The following is a 20,874-nucleotide window of genomic DNA, read 5'->3' on the forward strand; positions in this document are numbered from 1 at the left end:
ACATTCTTATTAGGATTGTATGATTGCATCTTCTGAATTGTTTTTAAAATATTGCTTCAAACCTTCAACAATAGCTTTCGCAGCACGGTCTTGTCCATCTTCTCCAAGCAATACTGCCTCTTCAGCGGGATTTGTCAAATAACCTACTTCGAGCAAAATCGCCGGCACCTTGCTTAGTGAAAGAACCTTTAACTCTTCATTCCGTATTCCGCGATCCCGAAAACCCATTGCCTTTACAACTTGATTGTGCATGGTCTGAGCTAATTCAATATTTTCATCAAAACGATAAAATGTTTCAATTCCACCAACATTCTCGTCCTTATAGGTATTTGCATGAATGGATAGAAGCACATCTGCTTCCATTTGATTCGCTATATCAGGACGTACGTCCAGATCAATAAACGTATCGTCATTCCGGGTTAGATGCGGCTCAAACATGTTTTCTTGCTTTAACAGCTCGTACACTTTCTGTGATAGCGATAGTGTAAAATGTTTTTCTCTTTTTCCGCTAGCTCCTTCCGCCCCGGGATCTTTGCCGCCGTGTCCTGCATCAATGACAACTTTGTATATCCTATCTGGTTTTCCATCCAAGGATTGCTGCTTCGTTGGAACAATTGGCGGATTGGCTGACAGAGCTTGCGACTTTTCTTCTTTGTTTGCGGCAAAGCCAATTAAAGTTATACTAATTAAAATTAAAGTGAATAAAAACACAATAAGCCTGACTATACGCGGTTTTCGTTTTTTCGTATACGAGTACATGTTGTCCTCCTAAGTAATAGATGTTTAGCAGCTTCTTTATTTATACATAATCCTCATTTCGAGCACTTCTCCAATTTGTAAACAAGTTGTATCTAAAAATGTTGAAATGCGTCGTCTTATGAAACGCAAAAAAAACAGCCATCACCGATGGAAGCAGTGATGGCTGTTTGGAAACATGTTTTATTTAAACTCAAGAATGTAATTCATCGGTAACTGTACGGACAATTGGCTTTTAACTTGAGCGTCAAATGACTTCCAGCCGCTCAAATAGAGCTTGTTGCCCGATGGACTCCACTCCATTTGACCCGGATTTATTCCTTTGAACACCTCCTGTTCATTTAAAAGATTGTTTCCTTGCAATTTGGCAATATAGATATTCAGCGAATCTTTCGAATAGGCAATATATTTGCGATCCCTTGTTAATTGGAAATTACCCACTTGCTCACCTAAGATCGTGGTAGCTTTATTGCGACGATCATATGCAAACAGCAAATTGTTCTCGCTGACAAACAATATTTGATCATTATTGAGAAAGTCTACCGTCCCATCACGATTCAACAGATGATTATACAAACTGGTAATTACAGTCCCGTCTATTTTACCGAACAAGATCGATTGTCCATCATACATTTGTTTGATGATCAATACCGTTTCCCCATTATCAGACATTTTCGCATATCTCGACCAGCTTTTATCGCTATCATTCGGAACATCATATTTCTTCATCTTTTTAGTCGTAACGTCGTAAACGGCCAGCTTTTCTACTTTCTGATCATCCCATATGAAAAAAGAGAGATATCGGCTGTTGTTAGACCAGATCATCGTAGCCGACAATGGACTCTGCATATCTTCGGCAGTAATCGTCTTGCCATCAATCAGGCTGTAGATCTTCAGCGTTCTGTTTTTGTTATTATCCCAAACGTAAACAGCGATATATAACCCATCTGGGGAAACCATGCTTGCTTCTGCATTTTGAGGGAAGCTCAAAACCTTATTCATCGCTTGTTTCTTATAATCGAAGCGATGCAGGGTTTGAGTTGAATCAATATTGTTGAGCAAGCCAAGAACTTGATCATTGTCTGTCCATCCGAGAATTCGGATATCGCTCTCTTCTTCCTCAAACATGCGATATATTTTGCTTACTTCAAAATCACCGTTCGAATGGGCCAATTCCGGTGCAGCTTCTGTATCTGGTATTACGACGGTTCTTGAATTAAATTTCGTAGATGCGCAGCCCGACAAAATAACGAGGATAAGCAGAGCAAATACTGATTTTCTAATCACGAGGTCACCTGCTTGATATCAAATTGCGGGATTTGAACAATAACGCTTGTTTCTCTATCCGCGCTTTGGATTTGAATGGTTCCTTGATGTTCTTCTACAATGGCTTTGCAAATGCTAAGTCCCAATCCACGGCTCCCGACTTCTTTCACAAGACGACCATTTTCTCTATAAAAAGGTTCATAAATACGGGCTAAATGTTTTGGTGCAATGACATCTCCCTGGTTCTTAAAAGTGAATTGTATGACCTCGGAGGTCAGATCTGCTTTCACTATAATTTCAGAGGAAGCATCGCTGTATTTAATCGCATTATCAATCAAGTTGATAAACAGCTGTCTTAATTTAGTTGGACTACCTTCAATGATGAGATGATCTTCTAATTCGCAAACAATATTTTTGCTATACTTTTGTGCTTTGAACACCATACCTTCACAAACGCTTTGCAAAATGAACCCAGCATCAACCATTTCATAGGATGCTTTAGAGTCTGTTTCCTTGGACAACTCCAACAGCTGCAAAACCATTTCGTGGAGGCGAGCACTTTCATCCGCTATATGCGCAATACCTTTCTCGAAAAAAAACTCATCATTTTGCCCATTGTCTTTGATCATCTGCGCATAGCCCATGATAGAAGTTAGTGGCGTTTTCAACTCATGGGTAACATTGTCGTAAAATTGCTTGCGGTGCTGGTTTAACTCTTTAAGGCGGTCGCGGTCCTTTTCTATTTTGCCGATTTGAAGCCTAATTTTCTCAATCATTTGATTGAAGTTATGAGCAAGCTTGCCCAGCTCGTCCTTTCGGTTTAAAGAGATATGGACATTAAGATTGCCGTTTATCACTTCCGTTGAAACTTTGGTCATCTTGACGATGGGCAGTGTAATGTTCCAGAACAATGCATAACAAAGCAGCAAGCCCATAGCAAAGATAGCGATCGTGACATACAAAATGACATCTAATATTTGCCTGCTGTTCTCATAAAGCATCGATACGTCTTTGGAAAATCGTAAAATACCTATTTTTTCACCGTCAATGACAACAGGATATGAAAAATAGATCGTAGATATTTTTTCTTGATGGGAGATGGTATAAGCGGTTTCTCCCTTGAGCGCATGCTTGAAATCGTCTCCAAGAGGACTCATGAAGGGAGCACTGTCCGATGCAGCAAGCTGCTTGCCCTTTAATGAATAAACAGCCACTTGGCTAGACGTAATGTTTTTTAAATCAACAACCAACTCTTTAGACATTTGCTCGAAATAAATTTCATCATGACTGTAATGATTAATCATAAACGTCTGTTTTACATAAACATTGCTGTTTTTCTTCATCGTATTCAAATCCTGCGTAATGATGGTTTCGTTGCTGGATTCAATAATTTGCATGACAAAATGATGCAGCAGCAATAGCGAGCTGAAAAAAATAACTAACAATCCGATTAAAAACTTAACCTTGATAGACTGTACCATATTCATTCCACATTCTTCTCGAATTTGTACCCGACACGAAATACCGTAGTAATTATGTCATTGGCATCAAGCTTTTTGCGCAAACGTTGAATATGAATATCCACGGTACGAGTATCACCAAAATAATTGTAGCCCCATACTAAATCAAGCAAATTTGAACGAGTAAATACGCGTCCTCTAGAGCTTGTCAAAGTCATCAATAGGTCAAATTCTTTTGGTGTCAGCTCGATGAGCTCATTGTCTTTTTTGACCATTCTTTCGGGTACATTAATTTCTATCGTTTTGAATTTGATGATTGCTGGCGCTGCTTCTTCGTTCACAGCCGTTATAGGATTGATTCTACGAAGTAATGTACGAATGCGGACGATTACTTCACGCATATCAAATGGTTTTGTAATATAGTCGTCGGCGCCAAGCTCCATTCCGATAACTTTGTCGGAAATATCAGACCTAGCCGTAATCATGATGATCGGAAGCATGTATTTCCCCATAATTTGCTTGCAAATATCTAGTCCGCTTTGATCGGGAAGCATCCAATCAAGCAGCAGCAGATCAGGCTTGAACTCTTCGATTTCTCTTAAGCCATCCTTGCCGTTATGAGCAAGCTTGGTCTGAAATCCCTCTTTCTGCAAGCCATATGCAAGCAAATCAGCTATTGCTTCTTCATCTTCTATGATCAAAATTTTGGTAAGCTCCATTCGTTCATCTCCATTCACCCTTGATCGTATCACAGCCTCGTTTTCACAAACAACTAAGCCCACAAAAGTTTACAGTATTGAAACAAGTCGGGTGCATAACAGTTGGATATACTTAGCATGTGCAAAAAAGCAAATATCGACTATTAAAATTTGAAGTTGCTCGCTGCGTACGAATAAAAAAAACGCAACCCTTATCGGGTTGCGCTAAATACATTGATTCATAAATGTTAGCCTATGCCATGTTCTTTTCGAATGTTGTACATTTCTTGAATCAACAGATCTCCTGGATCCCGGTTCAACTGCAAATGAATCAACAAAAAATGCAAAGAAATCGCGCATACATTATTTCCACCTGTGAGCGCCGGAAATCCAGCTTCAAAGACTGGACCGTGGTCTTCCTTCCAAGCCAGACCTGCATGTACCTGCTCCGAAGCAAACTCTTCCGTTACTGCTTTTATACATTCCGGAACGAGTATGTTGTCAATTATCGCTTTAGCCTCAGCTTCATTCGTTGCTGGTTTTGGGAGGGGCTTGCCACCCTTCGTCTCCATAAGTTCAACGAAAAAGGAAGACATCCATACTGCAGGGTCATTGTCCGATTGGAACCTGTTAAGCAACTCATGCAGAAAAAAACCGCAGGAATATCGACTACCCGATTCATCCTTCACATGAAATATAAAAACTGGGCCATAATCATGGAAATTCGAAACCTGTGCCTCAACATCGTTATAATGTATTCTTAAAGCTGCAAGGCCATTATCGTAAACAGCTTTTATAAGTTCCGCCCATTCCTCCTTGGACATCTCTTTTTCCTCACTATTTACTTCCAAGTCAGTTGTCTCATTGTTTAAGTTCATAGTTCCACCTGTCTCCTATCATACTATCATCCTGTAAAGTAGGCTTCATTGCGATCATATCATACGGCAGCTCTACTGCAAATCTATTATAGATTACCACAAATGGTTTCAGTCATCCAACAACGATACGGCAGCTCTGTCTTCGTCCTCTTAACAACAAGGGGAACAAATCCATTGGACTTGTTCCCCTTGTTTCTGCAACCTGCAATGGTTCAGCGGCAATCTATTTTTCCTCAGCTAATAGAACTTTAACAATCTTGTCTAGTTGCAGCTCCAGCGAATAGGGATCCTCCATTACAAACTCATCTTCTTTCTCACCGGAAGAACCATAATTGTAAACCTGTCCTTTTTTAACAGCAGGAACGCCCTTCCAGACATTGCTGTCCAAGATTTTTTCTGCTCCTTCATCTTCTGCCCCATACAGAAACACATGATCACCCATATATTCTGGCAGCACCTCAAGAGAAATTTTCTCAAATCCGTTTTTCATATTGAGTGCATGTTCAGTAGGCGGCAGCTGCAGCATTTGATAGATGGTTGAACTACCATAATTACCGCCTTCGGCAGCCAGTACATACAAACCATCCCAACCAATTTGTACAATGGATACGGTCTCTCCTTCTTTGATGATTCCGGATATTTTATTTTTAGCTTCATCTACTTTTTGCTCATATTCTGCTATCCATTGCTCTGCTGCCTGTTCCTTACCGAATAATTCACTAATTCTACGGAATTTATCCAACGGTCCCGCTGTCGATTCGCCTTCCCAGTAAGGCAAAAAAACTGTCGTTCCGATTTTTTCATAAAGCTCAATATTTTCTTCAATTGAACCTATAATTAAATCCGGCTCTAGATAGGTTAATTTCTCCAGATTCATAGGAAAATCGCCTAGATCCTCAATGCCCGCAATCAAATCATTCGATATGCCTGATTTGCTGATCCATGCCTCGTTAAGCATGTAGCTTCTAACCCCGATAGGTACTATACCAAGTTTCACTAGATAACCTAAATATTGATCGGATGCCACTCGTTTAGGCTCGGCCGGTATCTCTACATCACCCTTCTGAGTAGATACTATTCTTGTTTTCACTGTAGCCGCAGCTTGCTGATTAGTCTGTTCAGCATTTGTTCCTGCAGTCTTATTCGCTTGCACTTCTAAATTTACATTTGTATTTGCTGTACTCCCGCAAGCACTCACCAATAATGAAACACACATTACCAAAGCCATGATCGCGATCTTCGTTCTTCTTTGCATCAATAACTCTCTCCCTGTCTTATATTGAAAATGATTTTCATTATCATTATAAAGGTGATTATTATTTAGCAAAACGGCAATTCTATTCATCGATAAGGGCAATTCCTGATCTCTCCAATCATGAGCATGCTTCTTCCTAAATCGGGCAGGCGATATTCCGATATATTTCTTGAAGCTGCGACTAAGGGAGTGAGCATCCGGAAATCCCACCTGTTCAGCCACTTCCTGTAATGTTGCCTCCGTTCGCATAAGCAGTTGTATAGCTTGATTCATCCGCACTTGACTCAAATAATGAATCGGACTATTTTGCATCGTGTTCCTGAACTGCCTGGATAAATGCCCCTCACTGCAATCGAGCGCTTGGGCTATTGATTCTAATGTTATCATCTCAGAGTAATGCTCATGTATGTAATGAGTTGCCAGTGAAGCCAGGTCCGGCCTTATCGGTTTAACATCGTGATGATTCAGCTGCCTTAACAGCTCATAGACGAACTGATAAAAAATCGACTTCACATGCAGCTTACCGAGTGCAGTAGTTTGATTCCACTCTTTCTCCAACCGTGTTAGCTTATCAAATAAAGCTAAAGGATAGCTTGGAGCAAAAGCATATTGATATTGGAAGGGATTATCCTGTCCTATTCTGTTCACAAATTCCTCGCGATTCGGCAACGTTAGTGTCGGCTTGTACAAAATCATATAATATTCCAGCTCGTCTATAGCCAGAATAGTCAGATTCATTCCTTTTCCGCCATGAAAAATAAACGATTGTTTGGCAACATAGGCGTTCCCATCTAGCCATACCTCGGCACTTCCACGTATTGTATACAAAAATGCACTGACAGGCAAACGATAAGCTCGCAGTGCTTCCCCATGCTCCATTGCTGAATGGCGAACATCGATTACCTGTATAAAAGCATGATTCCATATTAGTATGTGATCATTTAATTTCAATCGTTCCACTCCCCGTCCGGTTGCACATCTTTACATTGAGAACAATTCTCGATTAAACTCCATTATAAATGATAGCCCTTCTGAGTGACAATTGCCTTTTTTACATTTGCCCATTCCGTCCACTCCGATCAATGCTTCCAATTCTTCTCGCATCTCAAAACAGAGAAGTAAGTTGTACCTGCACCAGAGATTCAAGCCAAATAAAAAACAACGTGCACCGATTGAATATCGGTGCACGCTGGCTGCATAACTTTTTTCAATTGTCTACTTGACTGGGGTTTGACCCATGATAGGTTTTTTCACCTATTCCATGCTTACAACTATTTTGCAAAGCTATGATTGTCGATTGTCACAATAACATCTAAGCTGGACCAAAACGATCCTTTGGAAATATCGGGATTGAAGAAATAAACGGCATTCTCCACATTATTTTTGCCGTTAAGGGCATCTTTCGCTGCGCGAAGTGAGCTTGCGTTTGGCTTGCTTTTATCTAAGAGTCCATTATGCGCTGGAGGAAACTGCTTGCCTGAATAAATGACGTCGCGTATCGTATCCGGAAACCGCTCATCCTTCACTCTGTTTAATATAACATTTGCTAATCCAAGCTGTCCTTCATAGGATTCATTGCCTGCTTCAACCATCGTAATCTTAGCTAGCAGCATATAATCCGCTTCCGTGAACGATTTTGCTATTTGATCAACATTTGAAGGAATGACGACCTTGAGCTTTGTTCCCGGCTTGATCTTCGCCTTGCTATCGAGTCCATTCCATTTGAGCAGCTCTGATTTGGTGCTGCCAAACTCCTTGCTGATTTCATCCAAGCCATACTCTTCTGTTATTACAGCAGGCTGTACTTTTATAAGTTCAATAACGTTTGATTCTGCATTCGATACCACATTAGCATGCAGCATTTCTGACAATTGGCGCAGAGGAGCATACAGCCTATTATCCTTTAAAAATGGCGCCGCATCCAATTTATAACGGGTTTCGTTGAAATAAACCACTGGTACTCCATTTCCCAGCACGACTTTATCTTTTAATTCTGTATGTATGGTTACTTCTTCGTTCACATTATCCCAGCTCGACTTTGCACCGAACATATCAGCAATGCGGGCTACCGGAACAAACAATCGTCCTTCTGACACATAAAGCGGATCCGTTATCTTCACTATTTTCCCATTAAATTTAATCGTCCAATCTTCCGCAGCAGCTGCATTCCCTGCGTGGACACTCGACATAGGTCCGATACAAAGCAGAAACAAACCCAATATCATGGTGATGATAAGACCTCTAATCCGCTTGGCATCTCTGATCATGCGTACCTCCCAGTTAATTAAGTTGGTGTAAAATCCAACGTTCATCTTCTGGGCAAAATTATATCACAGTTTATTGGGACTTTAGCATTAACATTTTCACAGAATTAACCACAAACGATACAAAAGGACAAAAAAATGAAAACCCTTACTTCATTAAGATACAGGAAGGCGGTATAAAATCAGAAAGCCAAACGCCATTATTAGCCAAATAAAAGCTGACGCCAAGAGATAATGCAAGCTCGGTGTTAACATGCAGGATGACTAGTTCTCCTCGCCTTTTTCCTGCAAGTGTAGCAAAATCAAGCGATTCCGAAAGATGAACATATTGTCTTCCCATTGGCTTTAAACCTTCGGCTAAAATAATATTCGAAACCTTAGTGTTCGTTCCATGAAACAATAGGGCAGGGGGCTTTGCCTCTTTATAAGTTATTCTTTCAACGCTATGTCCATAGTTTGCACGAATAGAGTCACCCGTAATTTCATATCGCTGCTTCTTACAATGACGGACGACTTGCTCAATATCACTATTTTGAATGCTGCTCCATCTTGCTTCATTCCGAATGGAGGAAACGAAATCATCCAGTTTACAAAATCCCTCTTGGTCTAATGTAATGCCAAAAGCATCAGGCGAATGTCTTAAAATTTTACTCATGAACTTACTTAGAGATTCTTCTTGTTTTTCCGTTAACATTTTGTTGTCCCTCCTTTTTCAGAAATTTATGTTATTGGAACCTGCCTGTCTCACTAATGGAAAGTGCTTGCCGAATCGTCTCCGCAACGATATCCTCCGCAGTTTGACCAGAAGTAAGCATCCTTGTCCCTTGACCAGCCCATAGGGACATATATTCTGAATTGTTTTGGCTGCTTGCAGCGTTTCTTATATCACGAGTCACGGTGTTTTGAGTAGGAAACGGAAGGGGCTCGATCCCGTTCTCTTCCCATTGCTTAACAAATGAATTGCGTATGCCTCTAGCTGGTCGTCCCGAGAAAGCTTTCGTAATAACCGTGCTCTCCTCTGTACTTTTCAGCAGAGCCTGCTTATACATCTCATGCGCACCAGATTCAATCGCTGTAAGAAATCGCGTCCCCATCTGGACACCCTGTGCTCCTAAAATAAGTGACGCTGCTAAACCCCGTCCATCCATAATGCCGCCCGCAGCAATGACTGGAATGCTCACACGATCTACAATTTGCGGTACCAAAGCAAATGTTCCAATATTTGCACCCAGCTGATGCTCGGTTATGTCAAACGTTCCTCGATGTCCGCCCGCTTCGCTGCCTTGGGCAACTATCGCATCGCAGCCTGCTTGCTCCGCCAGAAGCGCTTCGTTCACCGTAGTTACCATCGCAACAACAAGAAGATTAGCCTCTTTAGCTTGCCGCAAGAAAGGCTCCGGAAGAATACCGAATGCTGTGCTGATGACAGGAACCTTCTCTTCGAGCAAAACAGCAATTTGTTGGTCAAAACGATCGGGAGTCGTCACATGTTCCGCACTCGCATGAGAAATTCCAAGCACATTCCGCATAAGGTTTAGCTCTCGCTGAACTTCTCCAATTCGAGTACTGTCATCCGAAGTTTGCGTCGCAAAAAGATTAACTGCAAAAGGCTTATCTGTCAGCTTGCGGATTTCATTAATCGTTTCTCGAATGGCAGCCGGCTCCATATATGCAGCGCCAACCGTTCCTAGTCCACCTGCATTCGATACTGCTGCTACCAATTTTACAGTCGATGGCCCGCCAGCCATTCCAGCTAAAAAAAGCGGATAACGAATATTAAACAGTTGGCAAACCTCAGTATGTAGATTTATATTCATGTTTTCTTCTCCAATTTGTTATGATTTTTTGAATCATTAGAGTCAACCCAGTTATTATTCTTATTCTCTTAAATTGTACACTTTTTATTTTCTTAGATCGATTTTATCATATAAAAAAAACGCAGCCTAATCAGGCTGCGTTAAATCTTATCTACGTTATTTATTCTAAGCCATGCTCATACCGAATGTCATACAATCCTTGAATCAGCAGCTCTCCTGGATCACGATTCAACTGCAAATGTGTTAACAATAGATGCAAAGAAACAGCACATACGTTATTTCCATCTATGATTGCTGGAAAACCCACTTCAAAAATCGGACCGTGGTCTTCCTTCCAAGCCAGTCCCGCATGTACCTGTTCCGGAGCAAACTCTTCTGTTACAGCTTTTATACATTGCGGTACGAGTACTTTGTCTATGATCTCTTTAGCCTCATCTTCATTCGTAGCCGGTTTAGGCAAAGGCTTGCCACCTTCTGTCTCCATAAGATCGACGAAAAAAGAAGCCAACCATACTGCTGGATCATTATCCGATTGGAATCTAGCAATTAACTCGCGCAGAAAAAATCCGCACGAATATACACTACCCGATTCATCCTTCACGTTAAATACAAAAACCGGGCCGTAATCTACGAAATTTGATACCTGTGCTTCAACCTCGTTAAAGTGCATTTTTAAAGCTACAAGACCATTATGGTGAACAGCCTTTATAAGCTCAGCCCATTTCTCCTCGGACATCGCAGCTTCCTTATTATTTACTTCCTCGTTAGTTGTCTCATTATTCGTTGTCATCGTCTCACCTGTCTCCTATCCTACTATCATCTCGTAAAGCAGGCTATATTTAGCTATCTCGTAGGGTAACTCGTCTTCAATGCGATTATGGAATGCCACAAATGCTGCATCTATTATTATAGGCATGTGTCAATTAGACTAGCAAACACTAGACGATAGCAAATAGAGGATATTCAACGGATTACGACAGAGGGAATGATGCAATTTTTAATCAGAGGCCATATATCACGAGGTTTGTTGACGATTTTGGAAGCTATAGCTACTATCAAATCTTTGGCCGGAATGCAAATAATAGCATTGCCTCCATCGCCCATTGCCATATATGCATAATTCCCATCCTCTTCATGCAGCCACCACAAATAACCGTATTTGTTCGCATTCATTGTGATCGACTCATCATGCCACTTTGTGGAGATTATCTGTTTATCTTCCCAAATGCCGTCATTTAAATATAGAAATCCAAAACGCGCCATGTCTCTGAGCGTTAGACAAAGCCCCCAACCCCCTGTCGAATTTCCGGTAGGGTCATGAATCCATCCTTTTAGGCTTTTCCCAAATACATCTTCGAGACCAAACGATTTCATTTGGCGCTCAGCAATAATTTTCATCCCAATTGGCCCAAACAACTGCTCATTTGCAAACTCACGAGCGCTTTTACCTGTCGTGCGTGTCAAAATAACCGACAGCAGATGTGCACCCGCAGTACAATACTGAAACTCGCCCATTCGCCCTTTTTGTCCCAGTAGGTCAAGCGTATATTTGGTCCAATCCTTTTGCCTCCGCAGTCTGTCCAGCGGCTCCTGCGCTCCCCCTCCTGGTTTCCATGTAAAAGGAAACGGCGCCGTCATCGTGAGAAGCTGCCGGATCGTTACCGCCCGCTTCTGAATGTCACTGGCAACGGAAACATATTCGGGGAAGAAATCCAGTACCTTTTCGTCTACACTTTTGATATATCCTTTGTCTATAGCGATGCCGATGAGAGCAGATGTGATGCTTTTTGTAACCGAAGCTACATGATGGGTATCACTAGCGATAAAGCTGTTTTCATATTTTTCAAAGGCGATATAACCCTTATGCACAACAACAATACCATTTAGATTACTATATTGTGTCTTTATTAGTTGGTTAAGTTCGGAAAACTTTTCTGTGTCCATGCCGAGAGCTGCTGGCTCCCTCGTCCGCCACTCTGTTGTTGGCCAGTAATCTCTTTGCATTATAGATACCTCCCGGTTAAGGACTGTGGATTTCCTTTCAGCACATCGGGTGAACCTTCTGCAATAATATAACCTCCTTCTGGGCCGCCGCCTGGTCCAAGTTCTATCATCCAGTCGCAGGAAGCAAGAACAGCCGGGTTATGCTCAATAACGATTACAGAATTCCCATTTGCTATAAGCTCGTCTAACAATTCGATGAGCTTTGCGGTATCATACAGACTAAGACCAGTGGTAGGCTCATCCAGTATATACAGGGTATTCCCTTTCCGTCTTCGGCCAATCTCTTTAGCGAGTTTTATTCTTTGCGCTTCTCCGCCGCTTAAAGAGGGTGTGGGCTGACCCAGTTTTAAGTATCCGAGCCCCATTCGATCCATTACTTTCAAAGCTGTCACAATCACCTTGTTGTCTTCAAAGAAAACAACCGCTTCCGAGACGCTCAGTTCTAAGATGTCAAAAATATTTTTTTCTTTGTATTCGATCGATAACGCGTCATCGTTAAACCTTTTCCCACAGCATGCTGTGCATGGTTTTTCTATTTTCAAATTGCCGCTCAGCCAGATTGCCGTATGTCCACTGCCGCAGCATTCCGAACATGCGCCTTTCGAGTTGAATGAGAAGTGGGCTGAAATAAAATTCCGCTTCACGGCTGCCGGCTGTTTGGCAAACAAGCTGCGAATTTTATCCCAAATGCCGATATAAGATGCAGGATTGGAGCTCGAGCTCCTGCCTATAGGTGCCTGTGATATTTCGGCGTAGCCACTAATATGCTCCAAGCCCTCCAACCTGTCCGCAGCCATTTGAGTCATCATGGCTTCTACCTCATTGCCCATTTCGGTTTCTTCGTTGCTGTCCTGCTTATTACGAAAATGGTTTTTCAGGAGAGGGAGCAGCGTATTTGAAATCAGCGAGCTTTTACCGCTTCCCGACATACCTGCAATCCCGACCATTACACCTAAAGGAATAGCTGCTGTCACATCCTTGAGGTTGTTCGTTTTGGCATGTCGAATGGTTAGACAAGGTACTGTTTCAATACACGGATGTTTAGTTCTGAACGGCATGGTCATTTTGCCTGAAAGATATTGGCCAGTGATAGACTCTTTGCACTCGAGCAATCCTTCTAAATCACCCTCATAAATAACCTCTCCACCTTCAATACCCGCCATGGGTCCTATATCTATGATATGCTCTGCTATTTTAATTGCATTATTATGGTGCTCTACAACAATCACCGTATTGCCCAGATCTTTGAGTGCGCGTATAAATTTTAAAACATCCGATTTTTCAGACTCATGCAGCCCTGCTGTAGGTTCGTCGAGAACATAGATCATCGAATCCATTTTTGCATCCAAATGTGAATGCAGAAATAATCGCTGTATTTCTCCTCCACTCAAAGTTGGCATTTCTCTGTAAAGGGAAAGATGGCCGAGGCGTGCTTTAATCAAGTTATTCGTTTTAAGCAATATTTCTTGCAGCAAGTTTTTCCCCATCATTGTGAATGTGTTTTGCTGGAACAAATCTTCAAGCACTTCATTCACTTCTGAGATTGTCATCCGCCCAAGTTGACCAATATGCTTGCCATTTAACAGCACTGCCCTTGCCTCTTCACCCACTCTAAATCCATGGCACTCGGAACATACAATATTAGCATACACACCATTTAACGGTTCTCCTCTATGAAGGCGAGTATGAAATATGTTCGTTAAACAGGCGCTGCGTTTTTCAGAATTGCCGTTTGCATAATGCCCATAGATGATTTCTCCCCTTACTTCTTCTGGCAGTTGTAAGAAAGGAATAGCTAAATAGGAATGGAACTTCCTTTGAAATAATCGCAAATAACCAGGAGTTAAGCCGACTCCATCAAGAACCTGCTCCAAAGTCATACGGCTATCTGAAACAAGTTTTTCCATGTCAACTTTAAAATACGATCCTCGCCCAGAGCACTTGATACACATTCCATTTGGAGAAAGGTAGGAAAAATAACTTGGCGACAATCGCTCCTCGCTATTCCCGCATTCTAAGCAGAATAGGTTGTCATTCACAGCTGTTCCGCAGGTGGAGCAACGAATTGACCCTTCTCCAGCATAGAGCAGTGCCACCCTATTCATAATATTGGTCTTTGAGCCTACGGTTGAGCGCGTGTTGCTTTGACGGATCGTATTTTGCTGCACGGCTATGGCTGGGCTTAAACCTTCTATACTGTCGAATTTGTCTTCATTATCAAACCCAGCAACAATACCTAAGGATTGCAAGTATTGCTTACGTCCTTCCTCAAAAATAATATCAAACACAAGGCTGGATTTACCTGATCCGCTGACGCCAGTTGCTGCCACCAGCTTGTTTTTTGGAATTGAAATGTCTACGTTCTTGAGGTTATGCACTCGTGCCCCTTTTATCGTTATGTTTTTCTGCTCCATCTCATCGCCCCTTATTCTAGATTTGACTATGCAAGAGGTCCTATCGGCAAATATATATCTACGACATGTTTTGTTTGTGGGTTTGGGTCTGGTTCGCTGACATATACTTCAAAACTTGAGGTGTCACGAGGAAGATAACCGCTTTGGGGCAGCCATTCGCCGCATAAATAGTCCCAAGCTTCACTATACTCATTTTGGTATATTTCAAAATGACCTACAGCGTATTTGCCGGAAGGAATAATCATGATTCCGACATCACTATCCCCTTTTTCGATGACCTTGGCAGCACTGCTTGGGATTGTCACACAAAGGCTGGTTCTTCTATGATGATCCTCTGTAATTTCCGGATGATCATGATAGATCGTCAACACTTTTATGCTGCTCGAATCGATGAGGTTCCATTTGCTTAAATAAGCGAGCAGCTGGTGCATGAGTGATTCAAAAACAAGCTTTAATTGTTCATAGGTGCCAAGATGTCTCACATAGGCAACATTCATGTCGCCAATCGTCTCAATGGTTACCTTTCCTTTTACCTTATTTTCATCATCCTTTTTTGTCATTTTCAGCATACTTTCATGATAAGGAGATATTTTTATCAAGTCTTTGCAATTCTTGCGATATTGATTTCTATAATAGCTCGGGCTTACACCATAATAGTTTTTAAACGCCCGTGAAAAAATCGCAGTATCCGTAAAACCAAATTGATAAGCGATAGCCGTAACTGTCATATCTGGCCGATGAATGAGAAAATTTAATACTTTCTCCAGCTTCACTCGGTTTACGTATTGCAGCAATGATTCATTCACGATCCCTTTAAAAATTTTATGAAAGTGATACTTTGAAAACCCAGCAATGGAAGCAAGCTCATCTAGTGAATGAGAGTCACATACATTTGCTTCTATATAATCCTGCACTTTATGAATGCGACGCAAATACTCTTTTTTACTTTGAGAAATTGTCATATATGATCCCTCCGCACCTTTTGGAGCAACATTAGTCCATTACAGAATACAGAATAACATATGTTAAAATATGTTTTTCCAAAAACAATTCAATAATGTATTACATTTGTGTATTGTTCTGGCATCTGATGAAGTTTAGAATGAATAAAACTTCAAGAGAAGCGAGTGAGGACTAAAATGAAAATGTGGATTGAAAAATGGAAACACCTGTTAGGTATTCTTTCCATTCCTCTTCAGGGGTTTATTTATATGGGGATTGCCAGCAATATTGGACCGGACATTATTTTGGATTATTTTTGGATAGATACGTTAATTCCTTTTGTAAAATGGTTTATCTTCCCTTATATAAGCTGGATGCCTGTTTTATATCTAAGCTTTTTGTATCTAGCTGTTAAACATCGCCGTATTTATTGGCGTACTCTATTGATCTATAATATTTCCGTCATGGCATGCAATGTTGTTTTCTGGTTTTTTGCTACCCTTGTCCCTCGGCCCGATGTTGATGGCGCTGACTTGGCGAGCAGGCTTGTTAATTTTATTTACGAGTCTGACGCACCCTTTAACTGTTTTCCTAGTGTCCACTGCTTAACAAGTTATTTGCTATTCATAACTTTGAAACGTGAATTAATTGTCAAACTGTCTGTTAGAGTCTTTATGTACATTTTGTTGTGGCTCATTATCATCTCCACTGTCTTCACCAAGCAGCATGCACTCATTGATGTATTTGGAGGAATTCTCTTCGCTGAAGTGACATACCAGGTTGTCCATTATATCTCATCTCGAAATCAACGGCGTGACAAGCAGGCTACTACAAGTATGTAGCAATGGGATCTATGATCATTACAAAGGGCTGGAAAGTAGAGGTAACAAAAGGGAGGACCATCTCAGAAATCAGAATTGGTCTTAACTGGCAGACTTACATAATGAGGAGTGGGTTTCCTGCAAACTTGCTTCCACCAAAGAAGACCGTTCCCCTATTATGTATAGGAAAACGGCCGCCGCTTAATTTACTACTTCTTCCCGTTCTCCCCAAGTCGTCACTCTGACGCTAACTAGAGGTTTCGGATCGCCTTCGAATTTACAACTGAATGATAGCGGCTGTCCACCTTTTCTTACGATTGGCGCATCGGCGGAAGCATGAATGGTTCTTAGCAGCTTCCAGTTCTGATCATAAACTTTACCGATTCTGTCACCTTCACAAACGAGATATTGGTTCACGAAAACTTCTGTATCAAACGTCATGTATACACCATTCGTATAAAAAGTTGGACGTTTAATCGAAGCATCATCGTTTCCATATGAAGGAATGACACGCAGCGTAAATTTTAGCGGTTGATCCGCATATCGGTTGAAATGCGTCCAATCTGCTCCTCCTGGCTGGCCTGGCTGCAGCTCCGCCGGGTTGCATACGAGCGGTTTTGAGATATGAACAGGGTATAAATTCCACTTTCCTTCACCTGAAGCTTCCAAATGCCAATCGCTTTTCGGGTCCTTCAACCGTTCCCGTTGTTCGGATGTGAAGGCGCCGGCTTGTCTTGCTGTCTCCCACTCGCGCACGGATGTAAATACCGACTCAATGTTACCGTTTCGCCCAAGCACCTGCATATCGGCAACTAAAGCAAAACCAGCGTTAAAACCTGCCGCTTTCGATAATACCCACTCTATTTCATCAGGTGACGTCGCTTCGAACTGATCGGAAGCAGAACGAACAAGAAACCATCCAAGCATTGACGGAATGAAGTTACGGGCAAAGTACCGCTGGTTGGTAAGCCGCCATTCTAGCTGCCCTTCACGTGTTGCAGCACCCCAAGGCTCGCCCCAGTTGAACCTTGTGAATACATGCCACAAATAGTTTGGAACGACAATGCTAGCATCGTTAATGACTTCTTCTCCCCAGCCGTCATAACACATTTTCACAAAACGATTCACTCCATACCCGTCATGACCTGTTGCATAGCAGCCTTCCAAACCATCAAATGATATTTGCTTCAAGCCCGTTTTCATAAATAGCTCGTTGATGCGAACGCAATATTCGTCCTGCAGCTCAATGTTCGGGAAAAATACATCGTAAGGGTGATCCCATAGTCGACCTATAATCGTACCGATTTCATGCGTCGCGATGGTTGTTCCATTTACTCCACGCTTAACGCCTGTCAGCTTCCACGGCGCGCTTTCTGTAACTCCATCATATTCTATTTGTTCACTTCCGATTTGTGCTGTATGCCGGAACAAATGTAGTTGAAACGGCGCGGGATCATCAACCTCGATACAATCTGCTTCTAAGTCAACCGTTGCAACTAATTGCGACATGCCTGCCATTTGCAGCCTTTCATCCGGCACTGGCGTTACATAGGAATCATTTAATGTCGTAAAGTTGGATAGTGTATGCACGCCGACATGAACACCCTCACCTTCTGCCATCGCCACAGAAGACTTTAAACCCTCATCGCCATTCGGGAAGCTTTTTGGCTTCAGAGTGAAATGTCCCCAATTGATGAATGGATCGGGATGATACACGTATTTGAGACCAGCCATTTTCGTAAAACTTACAGCTTCGGACATTGTAGATTCGGAGAAATCCGTAATCAGGTACGATTGGTTTGCCATAGGCGATATTTTACCCCAGACCCCTTCAATCATAGGATGAGGCAGTCCTTCTCTAATCTCAATCGCTTCAATCGTCGCAAGCACATCCTGTAACTCACAACCGAACAAAGCAATACTTGTTCCAACGATTGATGCGTCGTCCCCACTTATGGGCGCTGTTTGAACAAGCGGTAAGTTCCATGCCGGACGACGAAAGCTCTTCGACCGATTTCTAGCAAATGCCTGCAGCAGGCTTCCTTCGCTTGTTGGCCATGCTGCGCAAACATCATACTCGAATTTACTATCGGATATTTGCTGACTGTCAGGATCCGGCTTTACGTTCCCGTTGTCCGAATAACTTTGCTGCACATTTTCCAATCGATCGAGCTCGATCGGCCACCCCCCGACAGTCTTGATATTCAATGCCTGAAGGCCGATCGCGAATTGTCCATTATGAACGACACCAACCGATTCACCGATCGAACCGGCAACCGTTGTCATATACGGTCCCCATATGACCCCATCCACGTCGGCGCCTTCAATACGCTGAATCTCAAATGTCGCATACTGCGATTTTTCTGCTATCAATACATCGACCACAGCACCGCTATCTGCAAATTCAAATGTTATTAGCCCCAGTACCGCGTTCAAGGATGCCTTCGAAGGCACTTCCATTCGACCATCGATGACAATGCGTATAAGCACAGTAGTCTGCGAAGTTGATGCATACGCATGATCCCCGCTATCGTTCATAGCTGTGATTTGACCTTTTTCGTTCAACTGCAATTTTAAGACACCAGCGTTTATGGTATACATAGTTCTCCTATCTCCCTGCTGCATAATTTTTCATTTAAGCGCATTCTTAGATCGATAATTAGCTTAGCAAAATGATTATGATTTTAAATTGTCGTCATATACTTGTTGCGCTTCTTTTAATACATCATTGCCGCCCATCTTTTTCCATTCAGCTACAAAACTATCGAATTCGCTCAGCGGTTTGCGACCCGTAATAAAATCTATAAAATTTTGTAGTGTATACTGTTTCAACTTATCCTGTGTTTCATTGTAGATGGGCTTGTTGAATGGTGCTAGAATATCAATATTTCTCGTTCCCTTGGCACGTGTATCTTTCGCAAGCTGACGCAGACTTTCTTCAGATGTATATGACGTTTGAAATTCGTAGTCATTGAACGAGCCTGCCATCGAGTAACCGCCAAGACCTATTTTTTTGCGTTCTTTCTCGTCTGTATATGGAGCGATGAATTCAACCGTTCCTTTGTCGCTCTTATTCCAATGGACACCTTTCTCTCCAAAGTTCATTTTTTCATAAATTTCCGGATCAAATTGGGTAGCTTCGAAAATTTGCATGTATTTAATCAGTTTTTCCTGGTCTTTTTCTAAATGCTTACCGAACATAACACCCGATGCAAAGGCTGGGTTGTACTGTGATATGCCGTATTTCCCATCGGGTCCCTTAATTCCGCCTTCAATTGCAAAATTAAAGCCCGGGTACTTCTTAGCCAGCTTGTCATACCACTGTTCTCCACCAAGGAATGCGTTGCCCGGCAAGAACGCCCACCAATAATATTCAATCGCTCCTATTTTGTCCGTAAGCACTTTGTCTTCAACATTATTACCTTTATTAACGACAAATTCGGGATCAATCAATTCATTTTTATACCAACGGTTCAGAACTTCAAGCGCTTGCTTGGCGCCTGGTTCAATTTCTCCACGGACGATTACTCCATCTTTCTCACGGAATATATTAGGATAAGCATCATATGCGCCAAACACGGAGCTGAAAATAGATTCGATATTTTCACCTGCTGCTGTGATGCCATACGTATCTTTTTTACCATTGCCGTCAGGATCCTCGTTCCGGAATTTCGTCAATGCAGCTTCCATCTCATCAAGCGTTTCCGGTGTTTTTGTTATGCCTACTTTTTTCAACCAATCTTCACGAAAACCAAGCTGTATACCATCGATACCAATATCCCAGATGACCGGTAATCCATAGATTTTCCCATCTCTTCTTATATACTTAAATGGATCTTCCCCAAGGTAACGTTTAAGCCACTCCGTATATTTCGGCATATTTTGTTCAATTAATTGTTGCGGAATTTCAGCGGCAACATCCTGTTGGAGAAATTTATCGTAATCCGTAAACGATGGCTCTTTCCACCAATCTGGAATTTCACCAGAGGATATAAGAAGGTTCAGTTTTTCCTTCATCGCTTCCCTGGTTGATGCTATACTTTCCAAATCGACGTTGTACTTCTCTTTCAGTGCATTTAATCCGACTGAGTCTGTCGTTTGATTCTCATCTAAATTCCAAAACATCAATTTCATTTTCTTATTCGTGGCTTCTCCATTGACTGCCGATTGTTTATTCCCATTATCAGTCTGATTACCCGAGGAATCATTTTTGCCGCATCCCGCCATGATCGACATCAGCATAACTGCGGATAGCCCTCCTAGCAATACACGCTTCTTTATCATTTCAACCAGCCCTCT

The 20,874-nt window shown here is 41.9% G+C and carries 16 protein-coding genes; 1 reads left to right on the forward strand and 15 read right to left on the reverse strand.

The features are described from left to right. Window positions 1-9: 9 nt before the first annotated feature. The 13 genes from BK120_RS31955 to BK120_RS32015 all read right to left on the reverse strand — a co-directional run bounded on the left by BK120_RS31955 (window position 10) and on the right by BK120_RS32015 (window position 15,774). Window positions 10-759: an N-acetylmuramoyl-L-alanine amidase family protein gene (locus BK120_RS31955; RefSeq protein ID WP_076271511.1), complete on the reverse strand. Its 750-nt coding sequence runs from the start codon at window positions 757-759 to the stop codon at window positions 10-12. Between the two features lie 180 nt (window positions 760-939). Further along, window positions 940-2,043 carry a hypothetical protein gene (locus tag BK120_RS31960; protein ID WP_076271512.1) on the reverse strand — a complete coding sequence of 368 codons (1,104 nt, stop codon included), beginning with the start codon at window positions 2,041-2,043 and terminating at the stop codon, window positions 940-942. After that, the gene (locus BK120_RS31965) at window positions 2,040-3,509 is read right to left on the reverse strand and encodes a HAMP domain-containing sensor histidine kinase (protein ID WP_256711085.1); all 1,470 of its coding nucleotides are present in this window, start codon (window positions 3,507-3,509) and stop codon (window positions 2,040-2,042) included. The genes BK120_RS31960 and BK120_RS31965 overlap by 4 nt, the downstream gene beginning before the upstream one ends. Next, on the reverse strand, window positions 3,506-4,201 hold the full coding sequence (locus tag BK120_RS31970; RefSeq protein WP_076271513.1) for a response regulator transcription factor: 696 nt from the start codon (window positions 4,199-4,201) through the stop codon (window positions 3,506-3,508). Before BK120_RS31970 ends, BK120_RS31965 begins: the two co-directional genes overlap by 4 nt. 227 nt (window positions 4,202-4,428) lie before the next feature. After that, window positions 4,429-5,058: a hypothetical protein gene (locus tag BK120_RS31975; protein ID WP_076271514.1), complete on the reverse strand. Its 630-nt coding sequence runs from the start codon at window positions 5,056-5,058 to the stop codon at window positions 4,429-4,431. Window positions 5,059-5,281: 223 nt separating this feature from the next. Beyond that, on the reverse strand, window positions 5,282-7,264 hold the full coding sequence (locus BK120_RS31980; RefSeq protein WP_076271515.1) for an AraC family transcriptional regulator: 1,983 nt from the start codon (window positions 7,262-7,264) through the stop codon (window positions 5,282-5,284). 320 nt (window positions 7,265-7,584) lie between these two features. Beyond that, a complete protein-coding gene (locus BK120_RS31985) occupies window positions 7,585-8,580 on the reverse strand; it encodes a cell wall hydrolase (RefSeq protein WP_076271516.1) in 996 nt (331 codons plus the stop codon). 145 nt (window positions 8,581-8,725) lie between these two features. Beyond that, window positions 8,726-9,271, reverse strand: a complete 546-nt coding sequence (locus BK120_RS31990) for an RNA 2'-phosphotransferase (RefSeq protein WP_076271517.1) — start codon at window positions 9,269-9,271, stop codon at window positions 8,726-8,728. Between the two features lie 31 nt (window positions 9,272-9,302). Then, window positions 9,303-10,394, reverse strand: coding sequence for an NAD(P)H-dependent flavin oxidoreductase (locus BK120_RS31995; RefSeq protein ID WP_076271518.1), 1,092 nt, complete (start codon window positions 10,392-10,394; stop codon window positions 9,303-9,305). 160 nt (window positions 10,395-10,554) lie between these two features. Beyond that, window positions 10,555-11,184, reverse strand: a complete 630-nt coding sequence (locus BK120_RS32000; protein ID WP_076271519.1) for a hypothetical protein — start codon at window positions 11,182-11,184, stop codon at window positions 10,555-10,557. Between the two features lie 173 nt (window positions 11,185-11,357). Further along, a complete protein-coding gene (locus tag BK120_RS32005; RefSeq protein WP_076271520.1) occupies window positions 11,358-12,398 on the reverse strand; it encodes a serine hydrolase domain-containing protein in 1,041 nt (346 codons plus the stop codon). Then, window positions 12,398-14,812 carry an excinuclease ABC subunit UvrA gene (locus BK120_RS32010; RefSeq protein WP_076271521.1) on the reverse strand — a complete coding sequence of 805 codons (2,415 nt, stop codon included), beginning with the start codon at window positions 14,810-14,812 and terminating at the stop codon, window positions 12,398-12,400. The genes BK120_RS32005 and BK120_RS32010 overlap by 1 nt, the downstream gene beginning before the upstream one ends. Window positions 14,813-14,838: 26 nt before the next feature. Continuing rightward, a complete protein-coding gene (locus BK120_RS32015) occupies window positions 14,839-15,774 on the reverse strand; it encodes an AraC family transcriptional regulator (protein WP_076271522.1) in 936 nt (311 codons plus the stop codon). A gap of 177 nt (window positions 15,775-15,951) precedes the next feature. Here BK120_RS32015 and BK120_RS32020 point away from each other — a divergent pair, with 177 nt between their 5' ends. Continuing rightward, window positions 15,952-16,596 carry a phosphatase PAP2 family protein gene (locus BK120_RS32020; protein WP_076271523.1) on the forward strand — a complete coding sequence of 215 codons (645 nt, stop codon included), beginning with the start codon at window positions 15,952-15,954 and terminating at the stop codon, window positions 16,594-16,596. 180 nt (window positions 16,597-16,776) lie between these two features. On the opposite strand, the gene BK120_RS32025 is transcribed toward BK120_RS32020, so the two are convergent. Continuing rightward, a complete protein-coding gene (locus BK120_RS32025) occupies window positions 16,777-19,176 on the reverse strand; it encodes a hypothetical protein (RefSeq protein WP_076271524.1) in 2,400 nt (799 codons plus the stop codon). Window positions 19,177-19,251: 75 nt separating this feature from the next. After that, a complete protein-coding gene (locus BK120_RS32030; RefSeq protein WP_076271525.1) occupies window positions 19,252-20,859 on the reverse strand; it encodes an extracellular solute-binding protein in 1,608 nt (535 codons plus the stop codon). Window positions 20,860-20,874 lie beyond the last annotated feature (15 nt).

Origin of the sequence: Paenibacillus sp. FSL A5-0031 (genome assembly GCF_001956295.1) — a bacterium.
Taxonomy (GTDB): Bacteria; Bacillota; Bacilli; order Paenibacillales; family Paenibacillaceae; genus Pristimantibacillus.

What these genes read in the sequence shown, in the direction of transcription:
- BK120_RS31955 (WP_076271511.1), bottom strand. Translation starts at nt 759, where the DNA reads ATGTACTCGTATACGAAAAAACGAAAACCGCGTATAGTCAGGCTTATT.
- BK120_RS31965 (WP_256711085.1), bottom strand. Translation starts at nt 3,509, where the DNA reads ATGAATATGGTACAGTCTATCAAGGTTAAGTTTTTAATCGGATTGTTA.
- BK120_RS31970 (WP_076271513.1), bottom strand. Translation starts at nt 4,201, where the DNA reads ATGGAGCTTACCAAAATTTTGATCATAGAAGATGAAGAAGCAATAGCT.
- BK120_RS31975 (WP_076271514.1), bottom strand. Translation starts at nt 5,058, where the DNA reads ATGAACTTAAACAATGAGACAACTGACTTGGAAGTAAATAGTGAGGAA.
- BK120_RS31985 (WP_076271516.1), bottom strand. Translation starts at nt 8,580, where the DNA reads ATGATCAGAGATGCCAAGCGGATTAGAGGTCTTATCATCACCATGATA.
- BK120_RS31990 (WP_076271517.1), bottom strand. Translation starts at nt 9,271, where the DNA reads ATGTTAACGGAAAAACAAGAAGAATCTCTAAGTAAGTTCATGAGTAAA.
- BK120_RS31995 (WP_076271518.1), bottom strand. Translation starts at nt 10,394, where the DNA reads ATGAATATAAATCTACATACTGAGGTTTGCCAACTGTTTAATATTCGT.
- BK120_RS32000 (WP_076271519.1), bottom strand. Translation starts at nt 11,184, where the DNA reads ATGACAACGAATAATGAGACAACTAACGAGGAAGTAAATAATAAGGAA.
- BK120_RS32005 (WP_076271520.1), bottom strand. Translation starts at nt 12,398, where the DNA reads ATGCAAAGAGATTACTGGCCAACAACAGAGTGGCGGACGAGGGAGCCA.
- BK120_RS32010 (WP_076271521.1), bottom strand. Translation starts at nt 14,812, where the DNA reads ATGGAGCAGAAAAACATAACGATAAAAGGGGCACGAGTGCATAACCTC.
- BK120_RS32015 (WP_076271522.1), bottom strand. Translation starts at nt 15,774, where the DNA reads ATGACAATTTCTCAAAGTAAAAAAGAGTATTTGCGTCGCATTCATAAA.
- BK120_RS32020 (WP_076271523.1), top strand. Translation starts at nt 15,952, where the DNA reads ATGAAAATGTGGATTGAAAAATGGAAACACCTGTTAGGTATTCTTTCC.
- BK120_RS32025 (WP_076271524.1), bottom strand. Translation starts at nt 19,176, where the DNA reads ATGTATACCATAAACGCTGGTGTCTTAAAATTGCAGTTGAACGAAAAA.
- BK120_RS32030 (WP_076271525.1), bottom strand. Translation starts at nt 20,859, where the DNA reads ATGATAAAGAAGCGTGTATTGCTAGGAGGGCTATCCGCAGTTATGCTG.